Here is a 19,307-nt window from a genome sequence, read left to right on the forward strand (position 1 = left end):
AATCAATACCCGTCGCCGCGAACGCCGAAACTAGCATTCGGATAATGCGACCAAGAGTTACTGCCATCGTCGTCGCGCACAATGCGGCGAATCCCCTCGGGCGCACCCTGGAGGCCTTGGGGGCGCAAACTTGGCGACCCAATCGCACCGTGCTCGTGGACATTAAGTCACGCGATAACACCGGCGAGATCATGGCCGATTACGAGCCCGACCTGCTGGTGTCGGTCGATGAACGAGCATCCTTCGGGGAAGCGCTGCAGGCTGCGGTGCGCGAACTGAGCGAGATCGACGAGGGCGACCTGGCGCGCATCCAAGAATTCGGTGCCGCTGGCGAAGACCCGAACGACTGGCTCTGGTTCCTCTCGGCAGACAATGTTCCCGACCCGGACGCGCTCGAAGAGCTCCTCGACACGACTGAACGTAACCCCTCACTCGAGATCACCGGACCAAAGGTGGTCCGCAGTGACGATCCCGCAGTGCTCGTTGAATACGGTGAGTCGGTCGCGCCAAACGGTGAGTCGGTGTTGCTGCACGAGGATGCGCTGGATCAGGGCCAGTTCGAGCACCTTTCTGACGTGCTCGCGGTTGCCTCCGCGGGGATGCTCGTTCGTCGCGACACCTGGGATCGACTCGGTGGCTTCGATCCCGGGCTCGATGCTGTTGACGACGCCCTCGACTTTTGTGTCCGCACCTGGCTGAGCAACGGTCGCGTCCTGCTGAGTCCCGGGGCGCGGGTCGAATCGCAGGCTGAAAAAGCCTCCGGTACCGCGCGCTACGGCCGCAAAACCCGACCCTTGCAGCGATATCGCATCCAACGCACCGCGATGCTCCACCGACAACTCGTGTGGTCAAACCGGATCGAATTCTTCTTCCGCTGGCTGCTGCTGATCCCCGGTGCCTTCGGCCGCGCGGTGCTGCACCTGCTGCGGAAACAGCCCGGCCGCATCCTGCCCGATTTTCGCGCCGCCCTCACCGTGCTCTTCGGCCGCACCCGAATCGGTGCCGCTCGTCGCAAATTTAATGCGACGAGCAAGCATCCCTTCTCGAGCCTCGACCAACTGCTGATTTCATCGCACGAGTGGCGACGCATGGGCGCGAACCGGCGCGACGAGTATCGCGCGATCATGCAGCAGGGCCGCGACCGATTCAACTTCATTACCGGCGGTGGCGGATGGGTGGTGCTGCTCGGCGTCGTTGCGGCGATAGTGCTGCTCTTCCCGCTTCTTCGTAGCGCGACCATCGCGGGCGGGGCGCTCCTGCCGCTGTCGACCAACGTTGGTGAGCTGTGGGGTAATACCGGTTATGGTCTGCGGGATGCCGGTGGCGGGGTTGGCGTCGCCGATCCCTTCACCTTCCTCCTCGCCATCCTCGGCACGATCACCTTCTGGCATCCGAGCCTCATCATCGTGGTGGTCTGGATCATCGCCATCCCACTCTCTGCGGTCGGAGCCTGGTACCTCTTCGCCCGAATCACTCAGCGCGCGTGGCTGCGCGCAGTCGGGGCAATTGCGTGGATGGCCTCCCCAACCCTCTTTGTCGCGCTCGCCGAAGGGCGCCTCGGCGCGGTGCTCGTGCACATTGCGTTGCCCTGGCTGTTCTTCACCGGATTCGCCGCTGGCCGCAGCTGGGCTGCCGCGGCGGGCTGCTCACTGCTCGCTCTCGTGATCGCCGCATCCTCACCAATGCTCATGCCGGCGCTGATCCTGATTTGGATCGTGTCGGTGGTCATCGCCGGCCGCGGCTGGGTGCGCCAGATTTTTCTCCCCATCCCGGCGATTGCGATGTTCCTGCCGCTGGTCGTGTCGCAATTCAACCGCGGCCGTCTCGAGGCGGTATTCGCTGATCCGGGACTGCCGGTCGCTACCGAACCGACGCGAGGCTGGGAATCGGCACTGCTCTTCCCCGAACAGTCGCTCGGCGGCTGGCCACAATTCCTCGAGGGCTTCGGGCTCGAGATCAACCTCTGGCTCGCATTCGCCATTGTCCTCGCCCCGATGGCGCTGCTCGCGTTGTACGCGCTCATCACCCGCGGCTGGCGCGTTTCGCTCGCGGGAATCGGCGTTGCAGCGCTCGGATTGGTGACCGCCGGACTCGCCGGAGGCATCGCGCTCACGCAGTTCGCGGGCGAGCCCGTCTACCTGTGGGTTGGCCCGGCCCAGTCCCTTGGCTACCTCGGTCTCATCGGTGCCGCACTCGCGGGAGCCGCCTACCTTGGCCCGGTGCGTATCCCGGTCTCGGCACTCGCACTCGTCGGGGTGCTGCTGCTGATCGTGCCGCTCGCGCCCGTGCACCTGCTGGGTAATGCGAAGGTCGAAGCCTCGGATGCTCGGACGTTGCCCGCCCTCGTGGATGCGCAGGGCCAGTCGGCCAACCAACTCGGCACCCTTGTGGTTACGCCGCTTGCCCAGAATGAGCTGCACGTCCACCTCGAGCGTGGCTCGGGCTGGAAGCTCAATGAGATCTCCACCCTGTCCACGACGAGTATGGAACCGAGCGACACCGATGAGCGGCTTGCGGAGATCGCGGTCGGATTCCTCTCGGCCGGTGCCACGAACCCCACGGCGCAGCTGCACGAACTCGGTATCGCCTTTGTTCTGATTGTGGATGCACCCACCAGCGGTGGTGCACTGGAGGAGCGGCTCGTTACGGCACTGTCCACGAACGAGGCGCTCGAAGCCGCCGGTGACACCGGGGAGTACGGCATGCTCTTCCAGGTCGTGAACGCCGCCGAACAGCCCACCGACCCTGAACTCGCACAGCGACTCGACCTCACCAACCTGCAGAACGAACTGGGTCGACTGATGTTGATTGTGCAGGCCGCGGTGCTCGTCTTCGTGGTGCTGCTGTCGTTGCCGACCGGTGGCCTGGCTGCCCGCGTGCGCTCCCGAGCGACCTACGGCACGCGAAGCTGGGAGCAGCTCGACGAAGTCGCAAAGCAAGACTTTGATCAATACGGTTCGCTCGCCGATGACACGGTTCGCGTGTATTCCGACGCAACCGGCGATCACATTGACGCGGGATCACGAGGAGGACTTCGTGGCTGAAGACACTGACCGCCCGGGCACTGACCGCCCGGACATCGACCAGGAGCTGCTCAACCCGCCGGAGTTCGACCCCTACGCGGTCCCCGATCCGGAAGCCGTGGCCGAGACTGAAGCCGCGGAATACGAAGACGAGGCGCTCGAGATCGACAAGACCGCGCCGTCGACCACCGCATCCGCGGCAACCGTAACGAGTGCTGGCGGCTCCACTATGGCTCGGCGCGTGCGCAAAGCGCGCCGTCGCAGGCGGGGACGCAAGGCAATTGCCCGTCGCCGCAGCGTCGTCGGCGCGGTCGCCCAGACTTTCGGCGCGATTGCGGCGCTCGGCATCGTGGCCACCAGCGCCTGGGCGCTTGGCTGGATGCCGCTGCCGGAGCACACCGCCGTTGCGGAATCCATCCAACTTGCGCCCGCCGCGGGCGATCAGCAGCGGGTCTGCGCGGGTTCCCTGCAGCAGCTTGGGCTCGCGAGCGATGCGAATGAAGCGGTCTCCGTGGGCGAGAGCACTGTGAATTCGGCAGTGTCCGGAAGCGAAGTCGAGATCGTGCAGCTCGGTGAAGAAGGCACCGATCCGATCAGTGTGGAAGCGCCGGGTGAGATCGACGGCCAAAGCACCGTGTTGAGCCCCTCGCAGTCGCTCACCATCGGTACGGCGAACACGACGGGACTGTCCGTGACGAACTGCACCCAGCCGAGCGCAACGCAGTGGCTTATGGGTGGCGCAACCACGATCGGGCACACGCTCGTGCTCGACGTGATTAACCCCGGAAACACCGATGCCCGCGTGAACTTTGAGGTGTACAGCATCGAGGGCGTCGTGGTGCCGGGGCCCGCCGAGGTCGTCGTGGGCCCGGGCGAGCGCTACTCGCTCAGCCTCGGTGGCGTGAATCCGGACGCCTCGGCATTCGCGATGAAGGTGTCTTCTACCGGCTCGGGTGTTTCGGCGTTCCTCCACGAGACGATCACTGACACCCTCACCCCGATGGGGTCCGAGATCGTCGGAGCCACAGCACTGCCCGCAACGCAGCAGTCCTTGCCCGGCATATTCGTGTACGGCAGGCCGGATGCGGAAGTAACCGCACCGGCAGAGATCGGCACGACCCTGCGCATCCTCAACCCCAACGAGGAAGTGGCGACGGCAACCCTCAGCGCGATTGACGCGAACGGTGAAGTTGCGCACACGCAGGAAATCGAATTGGCGGCGACTCGAATTGTCGAGCTGCCCTATGCGGATGTACCCGAGGGCGAGTACACGATCACGCTCGATTCCGACCTCCCAGTGCTCCTGTCGGGCCGCGTCTCGCCGCTGGACGGCAATGAATTCGCGTGGGTACCCTCATCCTCGACGTTGGTCGGCAGCGAGCTCGTGCCCATTCCCGAAGGCCCCAGCCCGCGACTCGCGATCTTCAACGCGAGCGAGGAAGCCACCGAAGTGCAGATCGACGGCCAGGCGGTGACGATTGAACCGCTCGCAACCCACACGGTGGCCGTCACCGGCGGCGACGCGGTCGAGATCGAGGGCGGTACCGGGCTCACCGCGGCCGTACACTTCTCCGCACCGGGTCAGCTCGCGAGCGCACCGGTAGTTCCTGGCAATGCGGATGCGGAGCCCATCCGGGTGGTCAAGTAACGCGGATGCTCGGGCTGGCCTCGCGCAAGGTGGCGTAGGCGAGCGGCTAGTGCCGGTGGAGAATGTCCTCGAGCCCGCCGCCGAGGAGGTCATTGACTGCGAGCATGACCGTGTGCTCGACGTATTCGCGATACCGCACCTGGTCGCGCGGCTCGGAGAGCGAAATATTCACGAGCCGTTCAATCGGGACGCGGAAGAGCACGACACGGTCCGCTGATGCGACGTGCCACCGGTTCGAATTATTGTGGCCCTGCTCATTGGAAGCGGGCATGGATGCGATGCCGACCTTGACATCCTTCATCGCCTCCGGTGCGACCGCACGTAGGAATCCGACGGTCTCGCCAACCACCTGGTGAAAGCGAGGGATGCGGCCGGTGAGTTGCGGCAGGTGCGGACCCGCGACACTCGAGCGTAACGCCCGTCCGTGCCGTGAACGCGAGCCGCGGTTGCGCCGGCTGCCAACGCTTCGCCTCGAACTTGCCATACCCATCAGCCTACAGTGCGGATCTCGGAACGCTCGGCTGTGCATATCTCCGGATTCGCTCGTTGCCGCTATCGTTAGCCTATGCATTCCCGCCCCTGCTGTCGGGTAGCGTGCTCCCGCCGGGCGGAGTTCACGCTCACTTTCGACTACGACGACAAAATGGCCGCGATCGGACCCCTCGCGTTCCGCGCCGAGCCACACAGCTATGACCTCTGCGGCCTCCACGCCTCCCGCACGACGGTGCCCGAAGGCTGGAATCTCATCAAGCCCGCACCGATCACGCAGGATTGGCGCTAGCTTCGCGCGAAACCCCACTCTGCACCACAATGTCGTTTGGTCGGGGTAGGTTATCGACCATGCATATTGGGACTCAGCGCGCAGCGTCTACCGAGCACGGCGACCTGCAGCAAGTGGTGAAGAACTATGACATCCGCGGCCTCGTGGGCGACACCCTCACCGAACCGCTCACCAGGGCACTCGGCGCTGCCACCGCCGATGAGCTGGAACTCGCCGGCGAAGAGCTCGTCATCGGCCACGACATGCGCGACTCGAGTCCCGCGTATGCCCAGGCTTTTGCGGAAGGTGCGCGGCTGCGCGGCGCCAACCCCGTGCACATTGGCCTGTGTTCGACGGACATGAACTATTACGCCTCGGGGGATCGCAACGCCGCAGCGGCAATGTTCACCGCCTCGCACAACCCCGCCGCCTATAACGGCATCAAAATTTCCCGAGCCGGGGCCAAGGGCATTTCCTTCGATACCGGGCTGCGCGCAATTCGTGATCGCGCCACCGAATACCTCGAGCAGGGCATCCCGGAAGCCCCCAACCCCGGCACCGCAGCCGAGACCGAGGTGCTCGCAGACTATGCCAGCTACCTTCGCGAGCTCGTGAATCTCTCGGCCATCAGACCGCTGAAGATTGTGGTGGATGCGGGCAACGGCATGGGCGGTTACACCGTCCCGGCGGTTCTCAGCACAGCCGCGGGCCTGCCGAGGCTGCCGCTCGAGATCGTACCGATGTACTTTGAGCTGGACGGCAACTTCCCGAATCACGAAGCGAATCCGCTGGATCCGAAAAATCTTGTCGACCTGCAGCGGCGCGTGGTCGAAGAACAGGCGGATCTCGGTCTCGCCTTCGATGGGGATGCGGACCGCTGCTTCGTGGTCGACGAGCAGGGGCAGCCGGTCTCGCCCTCCGCCGTGTGCGCGATTGTCGCGGCCCGCGAGATTGCGCGAGCCGGGCAGGAAGGTGAGCAGAACATCCACGTGATTCACAATCTGCTCACGAGCCGTCACGTCGCCGAAACCATCCGCGCCACCGGCGCCACCCCGCTTCGCACCCGTGTGGGCCACTCGCTCATTAAGGCTGAAATGGCGCGCAGCGGCGCGGTATTTGGCGGGGAGCACTCGGCGCACTACTACTTCCGCGATTTTTGGGGTGCCGATAACGGGATGCTCGCGGCCATGCACGTGCTCGCAACCGTCGGGGCGTCCGCGGAGCCAGTCTCGACGCTTGCCGCTCGTCACACACCGTATTTCGCCTCGGGTGAGATCAACTCCACCGTTGCGGATGTTCCTGCCGCCTATGAACGCCTGGTCACGGACCTCGGCCCGGCAGGGGTGGGCGCCTCGATTGACGAGTTGGATGGTCTCACCTTCGCCGCCGGTGGCGAACAGTGGTGGTGGGCGAATATCCGCCCCTCGAATACCGAGCCGCTCTTGCGGCTCAATGTCGAGGCGGCGTCGGATGCGCTGATGGTGGAGGTCCGGGATCGGGCACTGTCGCTCATTCGAGAGGACTAGCGCAAAGCCGGGGCACCCCATAGGAGCAAAGCCCGAGTAGGAAGCCCGAGCCGGCAAGCCAGCCGCCACCGCTCGCGCATGCCGCGTGCAACTTCAATGGTGCACAATTGGCAGTATGGACGTACGCACACCAGACCCCGAATCCTCCGGCTGGATGAGTGAAGACGATCTGGAATTGATTCGACGACGAATACCAATTATCTATGTCGAAGCAATCCCGGTTCGTGTGGATGAAGCTGGCCGAGTTGAACACATCGGCCTGCTGTTGCGAGCGACCAACGACGGGATGATTACCCGCAGCTTCGTTTCGGGTCGCGTGCACTATGGCGAAACGGTTCGCGGTGCGCTCATGCGCCACCTTGAGAAGGATCTCGGCTCGATGGCCTTCCCACAGGTGCCAATTGACCTTTCGCCGTTTACGATCGGCGAGTTTTCGCCGCTGCCCATGACCGATCTCTACGACGAACGGCAGCACGCAGTGGCGCTCGAGTACATTGTGCCGGTCACGGGGGAGTGCGCGCCGCGACAGGATGCGCTCGAGGTCACCTGGGTCACCCCGGAGGAAGCAAAAGACCCGGACCTGCTTGAGGAACTCGAGGGTGGTCGCGGGAAGATTCTGCGGACCGCGTTGGGGTACCTCGGCGCTTGGTAAGCACCTGCGCCTGGTGAACCCCGGCGCGTCGTGAGTCGCCGCTAGCGAATCAACCGCGGACGATCTCGATCCAGCCCATCCGGATCGTCTCCCGCCAACCCCGCCCCGCCAGCCGCATCCCCATCGCGAAGTGCCCGAAGCATGAACGCGCTCGGGTTCGGCGAGGGGCGACGCACCGCGTCCTCAAAAATCTCGAAATCGCGGCGACTAATCTCGACCCAGCCCGGGCGTAGCTTCTCGCCCCAGAATTTTGAATCCCGGGTGAGTTCAAGCAGATCGCGAAGCGGGCGGATAAACGCGAAGCGCGCATCCGGGAGCCACTCGACGTTCACGCGCCAGGGCGACCTGCCCGCAGTCCCGGGCTGATAGGGCGCCTCGGAGGTGACCCGGCCCGCCTGCACGGCCGCGCGCAAGGGCTCACCGTCTGGATTCGACTCCCGCGGACAGTAGAGAATCACACCATCGGCGACCCGCATCCGATCAAGCGGCTCCGGGCCGCCCCAGGCAACCTGCGCGTAGCCACCCTCGATCAACTCCCGTGCACGATCGAGGGGATGCACCATCAGCCAATACCGGATCGCCAATCGTGCACCCCTCAAGTCTCGTTGCGCGAATTCTATCCGCGCGGCAGCGGGGTTAGCGCAGTTCGGTCTTCGGGACGCGTTCGTAGATCTCGCCCGCAACGACGAGGTCCTGCCAGGACATACCCACCGTCTTCAACACGGTCGGCTTTGACGGATCGATCTTCCGCTCGCCGCGCACGAAGTCACGCATCGGAATCAGCGAGTCCGCGTCGATGGCACCTTCCTTCGCCGCGAGCACAATGTCGCCAGCCTCGCGCATCGCGGTCTCGACATCCTCGACGATGACGTTCGAGCGGGCGATGAGCTTCGCATCCAACTCTCGCTGGTCGTGATTGTGCGAACCCACGGCGATAACGAGCGTGCCCGGCTTCACCTCATCGGAATCGAAGAGCGGGTCGGATGCTCCGGTCGCGCAGACGATGACTTCGCTGTCCTTGATGATGCTGTTCGGGTCGATGGAAAGTCCGGTGCGCGCGAACCATCCGTGCTCGGATGCATTCGCCGCGAACATCTCGGCCTTCTCCGGATTGCGGCCGGTGACCACCATGCGCTCCATCGTGGGGCGGATCGATTTGATCGCCAGCGTGTGCGAGCGCGCCTGCGAACCGTAGCCGTACATGAGCATCCGCACCGGGTCCCGGGGCAGCAGCTGGTCGGCGACCACCATCGAGACCGAAGCGCCGCGGATTGAAGTGAGCTCGGCGCCGTCGATGATGGCGCGCGGGGTGGTGGTTTCTGCATCCATGAGCAAATACAGGCCTTGGACGCGGTCTTTATTGCGGCCGAAGTTCCCCGGGTTCACGGAAATGAGCTTGGCACCCACCCAGCGAGAGGTCTGCGAGGGCATGAACAGTAACTGTTTTTCGTCGGCTAGGGGCAAAATTTCCCGAGCGAAATCCTCAGCCGGTTCGACGCCGTTGAGGAGCGCATCCTTGAGCGAATCGATCGCGTTCCGATACGTCACGTGCTTACGGATGTGCTGGGTGGTGATGTGCGGAATCGTCACTATTGGCCCTTCGTGTGCGTCCTGAGCGTGCCTCTATTGATCCTGCCGGACGAACGGTGTGCTGGTGGCGACCATGCCGCGCTTTCGACCGGAGGACGAACGTTTCCCAAATGCTAACTGGTCAACGCTGGTCGGAGCCTGCCATCTGCTGCGTGGCCGTGCGAATTGCTTGAATGAGTCGATCAATTGCGGTGTCGGGGGTATCCCACGCGGTCATCAGCCGTACTACGCCGGGTAGCGCGGGCCAATCATAAAAACTAATGCCGCGGGCACGGACGGCATTGGCAACACCCGGTTGGAGCTTCGCGAAAACGGCGTTCGCCTCGACCGGGAGTGGCACTTCACAGCCCTCAGCCTCGCGGAGTTTCGCGGCGAGCGACCGGGCCTGGGCATTCGCGTGGCTGGCGTTTTCCAGCCACAGGTCACCTTCAAACAGTGCGAGCAGCTGCGCGGCAACGAAACGCTGCTTGGATGCGAGCTGCATCGAAAACTTGCGGATAATCTCGATCCCGCCCACCGCATCCGGTTCGCGAACCACAATCGCTTCGGCGATCATCCCACCAATCTTGGTGCCGCCGAGTGAAACCACATCGACGCCCTCGCTCATTTCGGCGAGTGTCGCGCCCGAGGCTGCGGCCGCATTCGCGAGCCGCGAGCCGTCGAGGTGGATGCGCATCCCCGCCTTGCGTGCGGCGGTGACGAGTTCCCGAGTCTGGTCGCGGGAATAGACCGTGCCGAGCTCGGTGGAGTTCGAAAAGGACAGCACGGTGGGATAGGCCCGGTGTGGATCCTGTGGCGAGGTGGCGCTCGCAGCCCGTGCGATATCGGCCGGGGTGAGCCGGCCGTCTGGTTCGGCCGCGGTGAGGAGTTTGATCCCCGCGATGCGCTCGGGGGCGGCCTGTTCATCGGTGTTGATGTGGGCGCTGGCGGCGGTTAATACGGTGCCCCAGCGTGGGGTCATCGCCTGGAGCGCGACGAGGTTCGCTCCGGTGCCGTTGAACACCGGATAGATTTCCGCCCGTGCGCCGAAGAGCTCCCGAGCGACTTCGCCGAGCCGCGCGGTGTAGGGGTCGTCGCCGTAGCCGGGGACATGGCCGCCGTTCGCGGTGGCGATCGCGTCAATGACGTGAGGGTGCGCGCCCGCGTAGTTATCGGACCCGAAGTGGATGCTCTCGGGATTGTGCAGCGATTCCGTCACGGTGCTTCTCCTTGTGGCTATGGCGCTGTGCGCGGGCTCCAGAAACGAGGTCGACTGCAGCGACTATGCCGTCTTTGCGTTCGAATCTGGTGTGCGCGGACTCCAAGTCACCAGGTAGCGGCGGTCGAATCGCTTCGAGCACTTTGCGCAGGAGACGTCGCGTTCCTTCGGCTTCCGGAAGCGATAGATTTCGTGCCCGTTGGGGCACACCCCGACCCATTTCGCGAACTCGTCGGCGATTTCGGCCTGGTGGGTGCGGCCGCCGACGTAGCCGATTTCGGCCGCGTAGAGCTGCCACACCAATCCGTGCCCTTCGTGGGCGCCTACCTTGGCGTGAGCAATTTCGTGCAGCAGCGTCTGCCGAACCTGCTCATCGGTGTGTTTCTCGGCGAGGTAGCGCGAGACGGAGATTTCGCGACGGTCAAAATTGCATTTGCCGGCGCGGGTTTTTGCGCGGTCGAACACGAACGACCATGAGTCATCCAAATATTGCGCAATGAGCTCGTTTGCCCACTGACGTACGTCCCCGAGGTCGGCCAAGTCAGTTGTCGATCGTGGTGATCGGCTCGTCAATTTCCTCGGTGGAAGTGCCTTCGAGCTTCGCCCGCACCGCACGAATCGCGAACTTCGTCGAGTTGGTGGCGTCCGCCGGGATCCCGTCCGATTCGCGATATTTCAAGGCGCGCTCAAAGTCTTCCAGCGCCTCATCGAGACGATCGAGTTCCGCGAGCACTTTGCCGCGATGCTGCAGCGAGAATCCGGCGAGCTCACCCCACTCGTGGGCGACCGCTTCCTCAACGCAGCTCGTCAGCTCATTGAGCGCAGTATCGAGTTTGCCCTGATACTGCTCTACTTGCGCGCGGCGAACGCGTGCCGCGAGGGAGTCCTCACGGGAGCCGGTGAAGCGCGATTGGCGCAGCGCCGCCTGCGCTTTCTCAAATGCCTCATCGAGCCTTCCGAGCATCCGCAGTAACGCGACCTGCTCGTTCAACGCGGCGAGGGAACGGAATCGTTCGATTTCCTCGAGGCGCGAGGCAGCAGCATCCGCGTCGATGCGTTCGCGCAGCGTCTCGGGATCGTAGCCAAGGATAATCGGGGAGTCAGACACGCCAACGAGGTTAGCGGTTTGAGTTTGGGAAGTAGGTAGGCACCGCCGGGGTGCCGGATTTTTGCGGTTATTTCAGCACGGGGCCTATTTCTCGAGCGTTCGCGGTTCTTCGCCGGGCTTCAGCGGTCGGATGCGGATCGACGAGTTTGTATCGTCGATCGAAATATTCGACACGGCTCGCCAACCGTATTCGGCAAGGAGCGTCCACAGCGAGTCGCGATTGATATCGGTGCGATTGCCCTTCGGGTAGATCAGCCACACCGCCGGAGTTTCGGCGAGGTTTGTGAGTTGGCTATCGAGGAACTTCGTTGCGGTGGCGTGATCGGGTGCGTTCACCGCAACGAAGTCGGCTTCGTCGATGGTTGCGACTGTGGTGTGGTCGGATGCGAAATCCTGGACTGCCGACGGGAGATCGTTGACCTCTGGCCAAAACGCCACGGTTGCGTCGGGCTTGAGGTGGAGTCGTTTCGGAAGTGGGCTTGGGTTGGATGATGTGCTCACGGATGCCTCCTCAGGCGGCGGTGCCTTTTCCGGGTTCAGGATACTCCGGGCCTACGACAGGACGCTGGCTTTAGGGTCGGACGCTGGGTAAACGACTGCACGTTCAGCCCACGACTGGACGCTCGGCTTACGAACGCACGCCGAAAACGCTGCCGCCGGGCGCGGGAGACGCACTGGCCTCCGCATCCCGGACCGGCGCCGCACCGCGCAACCAACTGTGAGTCTGACTGCCGCTGTGCACTGTCGCCGGCGGAAACCCACTTGCGGCGAGCCTCGCGAGGCCCGGGAACTCGCGATGTTCGAGAGACGCGACCGCGACAATATTGCCGAATCGTCGTCCCTTGAATACCGCCGGGTCGGCAATGAGCTGCGTCGGCCCAATCGCCTCTCGGATGGTCGCGACCTCGCCGCGGGCGAAGGAAAGGTCGTAGCCGTCTGAAATATTGACGAGCAAGATGGCTTCCGGCGCGAGGAACGATTTGATCTCCTGAAAAAACTCGAGACTCGTGACGTGCGCGGGAGTCTGCGCGCCAGAAAACACATCCACGATCAATGCGTCGACCGAGCCGTGTAATCCGCGCGGGAGTTTGAGTAGTTGTGCTCGCGCGTCGCCATAGCGGATACGGATGGATGCGTGGCTCGGCAGCGGCGCAATCTCACGCACAAAATCAACGAGATCCTGCTCGAGTTCGATGACTTGCTGTCGCGACCCGGGGCGCGTGTGTTCGAGAAAGCGGGGGATTGTGAGTGCTCCGGCGCCGAGGTGCAGTGCCGTGAGCGGTTGACTTGGTGGGAATGCGAGATCGAGCACGTGCCCCATGTGGCGCACGTAGCCAAAGCTCAGTTCACTCGGGTCGCTGAGGTTGATGCTGGACTGCGGGGTGCCATCCACAAAGAGGGTGATGTAGTCGCCGTCCTTGTGCGCTTCCGCCTTGCGCCCGGATGCGAGCGTCGCCGTGAAGTTCGTGTCTCGCCGCTTCCGTGCCATGCCTCCCATCCTCCCACTTCCCGCATCGAGTGCTCGCGCCCTCCCACCACCCGCGCAGATCCCGCCTGCCGCGCAGAACCCGCCTGCCGCGCAGAACCCGCCTGCCGCGCAGAGCGACGCTCACCTAGACCTCCCGCGCAGATTGGGCGGGCGCGACGCAGCGCAGCGGGGCGAAGTTAGGGGACCCTAATCTTTTGAATCAATCAAATTAATCTTTTGAATTGGTCAAAAGAGCGCTACACTGGGATGCATGACGACGACCGAATCCCACACCTGGACTCACCGCCTTCGCGCGGCAGGTTTGCGTGTGACTTCACGTCGTCTCGCGCTGCTGGATGTGCTTGATGCGCATCCGCACGCTTCCGTCGACGAGATCTATACGCACACCGCTGCCGTTGTGCCGAGTCTCACGAAGCAGGCCGTGTATGTGAGTTTGGATGACTTCCTCGCGAGCGGTCTGGTTCGCAGGCTTGATCCACCCGGCTCTCCGGCCAGGTATGAGACCCGCACCGACGACAACCACCATCACCTGATCTGTGATGAGTGCGCAAAAATCGTCGACATTGACTGCGCCGTTGGTGAAGCACCCTGCATGTTCCCTCATGCGGATGGCGTCACCGTGCGTCTGGCTGAGGTGACGTATCGCGGGCTCTGCACCGAATGCGCCGCCGCAGCGAGCTAGACCGTACCGAATGCGCTGCTGCCGCCAACTAAATACTTGAATCGCAACCCACATTCCGCCAATCCAATATCGAGGAGTGACTGTGACCCAGTTCGAATCCAACATTGACCCGACGCTGCCGTCGACGCGCCAGAACGGCGCACCCGCAGAGAGCGACCGCAACTCGCTTTCCGTGGGCACCAACGGTCCGATCGTTCTGCACGACGTGCAGCTGGTTGAGACGCTTTCGGCGTTCAACCGTGAGCGTGTGCCCGAGCGCAACCCGCACGCCAAGGGTGCCGGTGCCTTCGGTGTCTTCGAGGCCACCGAAGATGTGTCGCAGTGGACTCACGCGCACATCTTCCAAAAGGGCAACAAGACCCGTTCGCTCGCACGCTTCTCGACCGTTGCCGGTGAGCAGGGCTCGCCCGACACCTGGCGTGACGTGCGCGGTTTCTCGCTCAAGTTCTACACAGAAGAGGGCAACCTCGACATCGTCGGTAACAACACCCCCGTGTTCTTCCTTCGCGACCCGATGAAGTTCCCCCACTTCATCCGCTCGCAGAAGCGCCTGCCTGACTCGGGTCTGCGCAGCGGCACCATGCAGTGGGACTTCTGGACGCAGAACCCCGAGACCGCACACCAGGTCACCTATCTCATGGGTGAGCGCGGCCTTCCCCGCAGCTGGCGCGAGATGAACGGCTACTCCTCGCACACGTACTCGTGGATCAACAAGGACGGCGAGATCGTTTGGGTGAAGTACCACTGGATGTCCGACCAGGGCGTTCACACGCTGTCGAATGAAAAGGCAGAGGAACTCGCCGGGTCGGATGCGGAATTCCACCGCCGCGACCTCTTCGACAACATCGAAGCGGGCAACCACCCCTCGTGGACGCTCAAGGTGCAGGTCATGCCCTACGACGACGCGAAGAACTACCGCTTCAACCCCTTCGACCTCACCAAGACCTGGTCGCACAAGGACTACCCACTGCACGAAGTTGGCAAGCTCACCCTCAACGAGAACCCCACCAACTTCTTCGCTGAGATCGAGCAGGCAGCCTTCGCTCCGTCGAACTACGTACCGGGTACCGGTATCTCACCCGACAAGATGCTCATGGGTCGTATGTACGGATACGCGGATGCACAGCGCGCCCGCATCGGCACGAACTTCGCGCAGCTGCCGGTGAACCGTCCGATCAACAAGACCAACAGCTACACCTTCGACGGCAACATGCGCTTCGACCACTCGGGCAACGCCCCGGTGTACGCACCGAACTCCTTCGGTCGTCCGCACGCTGACGAGACCGGCCCGGTCGAGAACACCTGGACTTCGGATGGCGAGCTCGTCCGCAGCGCCTACGCTCTGCACGCGGAAGACGACGACTTCGGTCAGCCCGGCACACTCGTGCGCGAGGTCTTCAACGACGCACAGCGCGACCAGTTCGTGGAAACCGTTGCCGGTGCCCTCGACGGCGTGATCGAGCCGGTGCTCTCGAACGCATTCCAGTACTGGAAGAACGTTGACCAGACCATCGGTGAGCGCATCCAGCAGCGCGTCCTTGAAAATGCTGGCGGCGACTCCGTCCCAGGTATGGGCAGCGACGAGGACAAGCAACTCGTCAACTGAGCCCGGGCTGATCCCCCGCTCTGAGAGTCACCCTCTCGCCGACCTAACACAAATCGACCCCCGTGACGAACTCACGGGGGTCGATTTGTCGGTATATGACGAAGCATTTCAGGATCGATCGCTTTATTACGTCTGAGTCGAATCCGATATTGCACGCGGATTACGCTGGGCGAAACCGCGCGAGATTGCCGAAATTCGGCGCTAGGCAGTGCGGCGAAGTGAGCGAGCATGGCAACAAAAACGAGCCCCCGAATCCCGGCGGCACAGAAGGTCTCCGCAAGTGCGGGCACGGTGGAGTTCCGGAATGTTACGAAGTCCTTCCCATCGAACGATGGTGAGCACCTCGTGCTTCGCGACATTAATATTTCGGTCCCGCCACGTCACATTGTTGCCATCATCGGTGCGAGTGGATCCGGGAAATCCACGCTACTTCGCCTCGCTGCGGGCCTCGGCGACGGTCCCACCACAGGCGACGCCACGATCGACGGCACTCCGGTGCAGTCATACGATCGCCGCTGCGGTGTCGCCTTCCAGGAAGCTCGCTTGCTTCCCTGGCGCTCGGTGTTCGAGAACGTCGCCCTTGGCCTTCCCAAAGGCATCGACAAGGATGCGGGAGCGGCACGGGTGCGCGAACTCATCGAGCTCGTTGGGCTAGAGAAATTCACCGACCACCGACCGCGCGAAATCTCAGGAGGGATGGCGCAGCGCACCTCCCTCGCTCGAGCGCTGGCTCGCGATCCGGAAGTGCTGCTGCTCGACGAACCCTTCGGCGCCCTGGATGCACTCACACGGTTGCGAATGCACGACCTGCTGCTCGACGTGCACGCGGCTTCGCCCACCACGGTCCTCTTCGTGACACATGACGTTGATGAGGCACTTAAGCTCGCCGACACCGTCATCGTGCTCGGCGCTCAGGAGCAGTCCGGTGGGCGGGTTCCCGGCGCCACGGTTATCGACGTGGTTCAACCCGAAGAAGCGCGCCCCCGCAGCACCACTTCCGAGGAGTTCGGCGCACTGCGTCACCGACTTCTCGACAAGCTCGGCGTACAGCTGTCCTCCGAAGCGTAGGCCGCGGCACACACCGTCGGCACGCACCGGCAGCGCCGCCAGCGCCGGCAGCACCGCACGACCACCACAGGCACCGCTCACCGCACGCCGCCACTCACAAGCTCTCAGCCACCATTACAGTCAAGGAAAACCAGCCATGCACCAGAAATTGAAGCGCGTGCTCGCAACGCTCGCCACCGCATCCATCGCCGCATCTGCGCTCGCGGGATGCTCCTCGGCAGCCGCGGAGGAAGAGCTCACCGAGCTGAATATCGACTACGCGACCTACAACATCCTGAGCCTGGTGATCAAGGACCAGGGCTGGCTCGAAGACGAGCTGGAGGGCGTGGATGTGAATTGGATCTTCTCGGCCGGATCGAATAAGGCCAATGAAGCACTGCGCGCCGAGACCGCCGACATCGCCACCACGGGCGGCGGCCCCGCGGTGCAGGCTCGCGCGAACGGTGCGCAGATCAAGACGATCCTCATCACCCACGCATCCGAGGGCTTCGGATTCGTCGTTGCCGGTGATTCGGAGTACGAATCGGTCGAAGACCTTGCGGGCAGCACGATTGCGGTAACCCGCGGCACGGACCCGTACTTTTTCGCACTGCAGGCACTCGAACAGCACGGCCTCAGCGCCGACGATGTGACACTCGAGAACTTGCAGCACCCGGATGGTCGCGCGGCGCTCGAGAACGGCACCGTGGATGCGTGGTCGGGGCTTGATCCGATCATGGCGGATGGCGAGATTGCCGGCCAGCGAATTCTCTACACCGACGCTGCGCTGGTCAGCCCGATTTTCCTCAATGCGAATGAGTCGTTCATTGAGCAGCACCCGGACACGGTGCAACTCGTGATTGACGCCTATGAGCAGGCCCGTGAATGGGTTGCTGCCAACCCCGAAGACGCGCTGCAGATTTACATGGACGAAGCGGGCCTGGAAGCCGAGGTCGCAGAGCTTGCGCTGAGCCGCTTCGACTTCAGTGTCAACCCGGTGCCGGAACTTGAGGAGCTCGCTCCGACACTCGAGACCATTGGTGGCTTCATGGTCGAGGGCGGCGATGTCGCGAGTGAAGAAGACTTCAACGACGCGCTCGAGACGATTTTTGACCCGCAGTTCGCGCAGAACGCGGCGTCCGGCACGTCGGAGACGGAACCAGCCGAATAGCAGCCGGCCGCGAAACGCCGAGGGCAGTAGCAGCCCGCCGCGAAACGCCGAACCACACACCACGCGCACAAAGAAACGCGCACAAAGAAACGAGAGAAGCATGGTCTCCACCCTCGACCCAAAGCCACAGGTCGCGGTCGTCACGGAAGAACCGTCGGCAGCCGACCCCAAGGTGGACGCACCCGCGACAGACGCAACAACCAAGCGTCGCCGCCGCACCTTCGGCTGGGCAATCGGCGCGATCGTACCGGTGATTCTTTTCGCGCTCTGGCAGTGGTCCACGAGCGTGGGACTCTTCACTCCGGTGCAGCTTCCCGCACCGATCCGCGTGTATGACGCCGCGGTCGATCTCATTGACCGCGGACAGCTCTTCGGGCACATTGGGATTTCACTGCAGCGCGTACTGCTTGGCTTCCTCATCGGCTCACTGCTGGGCGTCATCGTCGGCTCGGTCATCGGGCTCTCGCGCGTGTCGCACCTGCTGTTCGCCCCGACCGTCGGCGCCTTCCGTGCCGTGACGGGGCTCGCTTGGGTGCCGCTGCTCGCACTCTGGATCGGTATTGGTGAGGATGCGAAGGTCACCCTCGTCGCGATTGGCGCGTTCTTCCCCGTCTACACCACGGTGGCTTCGGCACTCCGCCACGTCGACCCGCACCTGATCGAAGCCGGCAAAGCCTTCGGGCTCCAGGGGGTATCGCTGCTGCTCTCGGTGCGGATCCCGGCTTCCCTGCCTTCGATTCTTTCGGGGCTGCGGATGGCACTGGCACAGTCGTGGCTCTTCGTGGTCGCCGCCGAGCTGCTCGCGTCCTCGCAAGGCCTCGGATTCTTGCTCGTCGATTCCCAGAACAACGGGCGAGTGGATCGCATGATTCTCGCGATCATCCTGCTCGCGGTGATTGGCAAGCTCTGCGACACCCTGTTCGCCTTCTTCGAGAATCGCGCGCTCAAGAAGTGGGCCTGAGCGGGCCTGACAGAGCTGTGTGACCCGGCCGGAACCCGCGGAACGTGCTAGCTCGGCGAGTACGCATCCTTCGCCGGGTTCTCGGCCGCCAGCCCGCCCAGCAGTCGCCAGCGGTTGAGGAACCCGCGCTCCTTGCCCAGCGTCGAAGGCAAGCCGTGCCCCGGATAGAACACGGTCTCATCCGGATAGCGGCGAAAGAGTCGCTCGACGCAGTCGGTGAGCAGCTGTTCGTAGCGCTCCGAATCGTCCCAGGTATTGCCGATACCTCCGGGAAACAGCGAGTCGCCGGTAATGAGGCGCGGTGCCTGGCCGGGCACCGTAATTGCGAGCGCCACCGAACCGTCGGTGTGTCCGCGTAGCCCGATCACGTCGAGGCGCAATTCGCCGACCGAAATCGTGTCCCCGTGCGCCACCAAGGTATCGGTGGCCACCGGAATCTCGGGCGCATCCGCGGCGCCCGCAATCGTGGGCACCCCGAGCGACTCCTTGACCTCGGCAAGTGCCTGCCAGTGGTCGGGATGCTTGTGGGTGGTGAGGATGCCGACCGGCTGAACCTCGGGTCGGCTAGCGGCGAGCGCGGCTTCATTCGCGGTGTCGAGCAGCCGCAGCACATAGGGCGCGGCATCGGCAGCATCAACAATGAGCGCAGAACCGGTCGTGGTGTCAACGATGACATAGCAGTTGTTCTCGAAGTCGTTCAACTCGGCATAATGCAGCTCAACGGAGCCGAAGGAATCAAGGTGCGGCAGGTATGGATGCGTCATGACTTGAGGGTACGCCGGAACTGGGGTACCTGTTGCCTCATGTCAATACCTCCGGGAAGGTTGATTCGTTGCCTCAAGTAGA

Annotated in this window: 19 protein-coding genes; 10 read left to right on the forward strand and 9 right to left on the reverse strand. The window is 63.5% G+C overall.

The genetic code is table 11. The annotated features are described in order from the left end of the window. The first annotated feature begins 44 nt into the window (after positions 1-44). Both ACTHXA_RS10115 and ACTHXA_RS10120 read left to right on the forward strand, forming a co-directional pair. Complete coding sequence (locus ACTHXA_RS10115) at positions 45-3,044, forward strand: glycosyltransferase family 2 protein (RefSeq protein WP_441671958.1); 3,000 nt, start codon at positions 45-47, stop codon at positions 3,042-3,044. Further along, on the forward strand, positions 3,037-4,671 hold the full coding sequence (locus ACTHXA_RS10120; protein ID WP_441671960.1) for a DUF5719 family protein: 1,635 nt from the start codon (positions 3,037-3,039) through the stop codon (positions 4,669-4,671). Before ACTHXA_RS10115 ends, ACTHXA_RS10120 begins: the two co-directional genes overlap by 8 nt. Before the next feature lie 46 nt (positions 4,672-4,717). On the opposite strand, the gene ACTHXA_RS10125 is transcribed toward ACTHXA_RS10120, so the two are convergent. Further along, positions 4,718-5,155 (reverse strand): hypothetical protein, encoded by a 438-nt coding sequence (locus ACTHXA_RS10125; RefSeq protein ID WP_441671962.1) that lies wholly within the window; start codon positions 5,153-5,155, stop codon positions 4,718-4,720. An 81-nt stretch (positions 5,156-5,236) separates the two neighbouring features. Between ACTHXA_RS10125 and ACTHXA_RS10130 the strand changes: the two genes are divergently transcribed. The 3 genes from ACTHXA_RS10130 (at position 5,237) to ACTHXA_RS10140 (ending at position 7,609) form a co-directional block, all read left to right on the forward strand. Continuing rightward, positions 5,237-5,452 (forward strand): DUF3499 family protein, encoded by a 216-nt coding sequence (locus tag ACTHXA_RS10130; protein ID WP_441671964.1) that lies wholly within the window; start codon positions 5,237-5,239, stop codon positions 5,450-5,452. Positions 5,453-5,511: 59 nt separating this feature from the next. Then, the gene (locus ACTHXA_RS10135; protein WP_441671966.1) at positions 5,512-6,957 is read left to right on the forward strand and encodes a phosphomannomutase/phosphoglucomutase; all 1,446 of its coding nucleotides are present in this window, start codon (positions 5,512-5,514) and stop codon (positions 6,955-6,957) included. A gap of 115 nt (positions 6,958-7,072) precedes the next feature. After that, entirely contained in the window at positions 7,073-7,609 is a 537-nt protein-coding gene (locus ACTHXA_RS10140) for a DUF4916 domain-containing protein (RefSeq protein ID WP_441671968.1), read from the forward strand. A 41-nt stretch (positions 7,610-7,650) separates the two neighbouring features. Here ACTHXA_RS10140 and ACTHXA_RS10145 read toward each other — a convergent pair whose 3' ends face one another. The 7 genes from ACTHXA_RS10145 to ACTHXA_RS10175 all read right to left on the reverse strand — a co-directional run bounded on the left by ACTHXA_RS10145 (position 7,651) and on the right by ACTHXA_RS10175 (position 12,994). Beyond that, positions 7,651-8,193, reverse strand: a complete 543-nt coding sequence (locus ACTHXA_RS10145) for an EVE domain-containing protein (RefSeq protein ID WP_441671970.1) — start codon at positions 8,191-8,193, stop codon at positions 7,651-7,653. A gap of 52 nt (positions 8,194-8,245) precedes the next feature. Beyond that, positions 8,246-9,199, reverse strand: a complete 954-nt coding sequence (locus ACTHXA_RS10150) for an ornithine cyclodeaminase family protein (RefSeq protein ID WP_441671972.1) — start codon at positions 9,197-9,199, stop codon at positions 8,246-8,248. 121 nt (positions 9,200-9,320) lie between these two features. Beyond that, positions 9,321-10,397 (reverse strand): threonine aldolase family protein, encoded by a 1,077-nt coding sequence (locus ACTHXA_RS10155; protein ID WP_441671974.1) that lies wholly within the window; start codon positions 10,395-10,397, stop codon positions 9,321-9,323. Between the two features lie 63 nt (positions 10,398-10,460). After that, positions 10,461-10,937: a SprT-like domain-containing protein gene (locus tag ACTHXA_RS10160; RefSeq protein WP_441671976.1), complete on the reverse strand. Its 477-nt coding sequence runs from the start codon at positions 10,935-10,937 to the stop codon at positions 10,461-10,463. 1 nt (position 10,938) lies between these two features. Further along, entirely contained in the window at positions 10,939-11,505 is a 567-nt protein-coding gene (locus tag ACTHXA_RS10165) for a hypothetical protein (RefSeq protein ID WP_441671978.1), read from the reverse strand. Positions 11,506-11,589: 84 nt separating this feature from the next. Further along, positions 11,590-12,006 (reverse strand): hypothetical protein, encoded by a 417-nt coding sequence (locus ACTHXA_RS10170; protein ID WP_441671980.1) that lies wholly within the window; start codon positions 12,004-12,006, stop codon positions 11,590-11,592. A gap of 127 nt (positions 12,007-12,133) precedes the next feature. Continuing rightward, a complete protein-coding gene (locus tag ACTHXA_RS10175) occupies positions 12,134-12,994 on the reverse strand; it encodes a spermidine synthase (RefSeq protein ID WP_441671982.1) in 861 nt (286 codons plus the stop codon). A 250-nt stretch (positions 12,995-13,244) separates the two neighbouring features. Here ACTHXA_RS10175 and ACTHXA_RS10180 point away from each other — a divergent pair, with 250 nt between their 5' ends. The 5 genes from ACTHXA_RS10180 (at position 13,245) to ACTHXA_RS10200 (ending at position 18,461) form a co-directional block, all read left to right on the forward strand. Then, positions 13,245-13,676, forward strand: coding sequence for a Fur family transcriptional regulator (locus tag ACTHXA_RS10180; protein WP_441671984.1), 432 nt, complete (start codon positions 13,245-13,247; stop codon positions 13,674-13,676). A gap of 82 nt (positions 13,677-13,758) precedes the next feature. Next, on the forward strand, positions 13,759-15,282 hold the full coding sequence (locus tag ACTHXA_RS10185; RefSeq protein WP_441671986.1) for a catalase: 1,524 nt from the start codon (positions 13,759-13,761) through the stop codon (positions 15,280-15,282). A gap of 228 nt (positions 15,283-15,510) precedes the next feature. Continuing rightward, the gene (locus ACTHXA_RS10190) at positions 15,511-16,350 is read left to right on the forward strand and encodes an ABC transporter ATP-binding protein (RefSeq protein ID WP_441671988.1); all 840 of its coding nucleotides are present in this window, start codon (positions 15,511-15,513) and stop codon (positions 16,348-16,350) included. A gap of 136 nt (positions 16,351-16,486) precedes the next feature. Further along, complete coding sequence (locus ACTHXA_RS10195) at positions 16,487-17,500, forward strand: aliphatic sulfonate ABC transporter substrate-binding protein (RefSeq protein ID WP_441671990.1); 1,014 nt, start codon at positions 16,487-16,489, stop codon at positions 17,498-17,500. A gap of 100 nt (positions 17,501-17,600) precedes the next feature. Next, a complete protein-coding gene (locus ACTHXA_RS10200; RefSeq protein ID WP_441671992.1) occupies positions 17,601-18,461 on the forward strand; it encodes an ABC transporter permease in 861 nt (286 codons plus the stop codon). Between the two features lie 47 nt (positions 18,462-18,508). Here ACTHXA_RS10200 and ACTHXA_RS10205 read toward each other — a convergent pair whose 3' ends face one another. Next, positions 18,509-19,225: an MBL fold metallo-hydrolase gene (locus tag ACTHXA_RS10205; protein WP_441671994.1), complete on the reverse strand. Its 717-nt coding sequence runs from the start codon at positions 19,223-19,225 to the stop codon at positions 18,509-18,511. Between the last annotated feature and the right edge of the window lie 82 nt (positions 19,226-19,307).

Source organism: Gulosibacter sp., from assembly GCF_052090685.1.
Taxonomy (GTDB): Bacteria; Actinomycetota; Actinomycetes; order Actinomycetales; family Microbacteriaceae; genus Gulosibacter.